4 protein-coding genes are annotated in these 2,507 nt (G+C 43.3%); all 4 read right to left on the reverse strand.

Annotated elements, in window-relative coordinates; all coding sequences use genetic code 11:
* Positions 1-256: 256 nt before the first annotated feature.
* The gene (locus tag ACWVCM_RS16005) at positions 257-712 is read right to left on the reverse strand and encodes a hypothetical protein (protein WP_455202771.1); all 456 of its coding nucleotides are present in this window, start codon (positions 710-712) and stop codon (positions 257-259) included.
* Positions 713-1,042: 330 nt separating this feature from the next.
* Positions 1,043-1,552, reverse strand: coding sequence for a [NiFe]-hydrogenase assembly chaperone HybE (gene hybE, locus ACWVCM_RS16010; protein ID WP_455202772.1), 510 nt, complete (start codon positions 1,550-1,552; stop codon positions 1,043-1,045).
* A gap of 130 nt (positions 1,553-1,682) precedes the next feature.
* Positions 1,683-1,955 carry a hypothetical protein gene (locus ACWVCM_RS16015; RefSeq protein ID WP_455202773.1) on the reverse strand — a complete coding sequence of 91 codons (273 nt, stop codon included), beginning with the start codon at positions 1,953-1,955 and terminating at the stop codon, positions 1,683-1,685.
* Between the two features lie 23 nt (positions 1,956-1,978).
* Positions 1,979-2,507, reverse strand: a 529-nt coding sequence (locus ACWVCM_RS16020) for a HyaD/HybD family hydrogenase maturation endopeptidase (protein WP_455202774.1), incomplete at its 5' end; no start/stop codon positions are given.

Below are 2,507 nucleotides of genomic sequence, written 5' to 3' on the forward strand. Positions count from 1 at the left end.
GGCTTTTATTCCTGAACGACGATTATTGTGATAGGAATAATACCATCCGCATGCGCTACACCGTTCATTTGTGTACCTGTCTTCTTGTTTTGGGCGGTAGCCGCATTTTGGGCACTTTCTGATTTTTGCCATACTAAATCTTCAATAACTGCTTAAATACGCAAGGCTATTTCCTTGCAGCGGTTGCTATATAGCGATAAAAATTATTTCGCGCATTTTCAGTCTATTTGAGTTCCTGTCGATTTACTCAATTAAACTAATATTCATAGCCATCGAACCGAATTTTGCAAAAGTCCAGGATATCGCGAACGAGTTCTGCGTCATCGTGACCTGGAAATTCCCCAACTTTATATTTTTTACCGTCTTCTTGACGCAGCCAAAGAACAGGGTAGGAGGGCGAGTGAGAGTTGCCTCGATGCATAAGCGAAACTAATTTTACATCATCTATATTAAAGGTATTCACGAAAGGCAGACCAAATACTTTCATCAAATGATCGATTTGCCGGGTTCTACGATTTATCACGCTTTCGACGCGATAGGTATTTATACCTCCGAATATGACAATTCCTGGTATAGCTACAAACATATCAATACTTCCAGCTATGTAACCGAGTATAAACAGGAGGATAAACACGTAACTAACAACCCGAAATCCGCCTTTCAGGCTATATTCTATTTTCGCGATATCACCGCTAATTTTCATCTGAGTCATGATTTACAGAAACTGAGATTAACCCTATTAGTTAGCATCTAATCGACCTGTGAGTCAGATTGACTTTAAATAGATCATTCAATGAAACGACGCTATTCTTGCTACCAATCTTCTGCCCGTCAATTTTCCGCAGTATATCAAGATTAGCAAATGTTGGCAGCGGCTGGATTAAGGTCCTGATGTAACAAAACTATTTAAAAAAGAACAACAGGTGAATAGCTGCTTTACGAGGGGTTTTATAGATGCGTTGTTTAACAATACTTTGTCGTTACGGTGCGTAACTACTCTGTAAATCAGTTATTCGAAGAATGTCGCATCAATGAATGCGCATTATGATGAAACGAAACTGCGTAAAAATTCGCGTCGTCCGCTATCTGGTTTGTCTTCAGAAGATTTGGCTGTAAATTCCACTTGTTGAGTATTGGCGGGTAATGGTTTTTCTTCCTGCTCTGGTGGTGATAGTAAAGCCTTGAGTGCCTTTTTACCGTTATTGATTGCGGCAATTTGTTTTTTATAACAATGCGTCGGTGAAGTTACGGTGCGAAACAGGTAGCGCCCCACTTCTTCATCTTCGCCAATCACAAATTCATGTTCGCCGGATTCCAGCTGGTATTTTACTTTTTCTCCCAGCTCCTGCGACTGGTAAGGACTGGTATATTCAGGCAACAACATGATATTCATAAACCAGGGAGTAACCAGCACTCCAATCAATCCGCCCTCACAAGTTTGAAAATCGACTGCTTCTACGTTGAGCGCATCATTATAGATGGGTAAGCCAGAAACACGTTCATCACCGATTTGTTGAAAACGCCTGACGAGGTTGTCGACTATGTCGTTCATTTTCCGCTCCCAATGTAGCTGCTGTCTATTGTTGTTGCTTACAGTTATAGCATTCGAGTTCCGTAGTATTTGTAGCGCCTGTAGTCTCAAGCGCTACAAACACAACCCATGCCACATCTTAATTGAAAAACTATGTCGGTAATACGCGATCTGAGCGCTTCACCCTGAAGGCAATATAAGCCAGAACCGCTAACAGGCTGACCAGGAATACCAGGTAACCGGCAGAAAACTGAGAAGCGCAAGAGTGTAGCGCGTGTACAGCGTTGTGCCACATAGCATAAATAGTACTACCAGTATCCTGAGCGCCATGACCAAGCTCATGGGATGACAAGGGCGTCGCCATGGTCATCGTGCCCACTAACAGCATCAGCTGAGTATAGTATTTGCATCTTTTACATCTCATGATTAAATCCTCGTTAACCAATCTTAGTGGCGAGTAACAGGCACAGCTTCAATACCTCGCTCCCGTAAACATTCAAGGGTTTTGTCGACCAGTGCTCCTAATTTACCTGAGACCTCTTCGGACATTTCAAGCCCCGTACCCAGGATTACTGGCTCAATGCCTACCACAACCATTTCCGGCAGTTGTTCACCACCTACTTTTAGTGCTGCCAGAATATCGGACAATGCCATCTGATGCGGTGATACTTTGTTACGAAAGAATGCCGGAACATCTTCATTGTCCAGCTTGACCAAAGTTCCGGGTGCACGTCCCGTTTTTACCGCATCAACGACAATCACGTGACTACGACCTACAATGTGTTCGTATAAGGCCATGCCCGCCGTTCCGCCATCCATCACTTCTACTTCTGCGGGAAACTCATAATCACGCTGTAATTGCTCAACTACCCGCACGCCTATACCTTCATCCTGTATCAGAATATTACCTAGTCCCAGAACTAATACAGGTTGAGCCTGGTTATCCTGCAACAAAGGGTCATCCTTAATAGATGGA

The sequence above is a fragment of the Kaarinaea lacus genome (genome assembly GCF_975902315.1).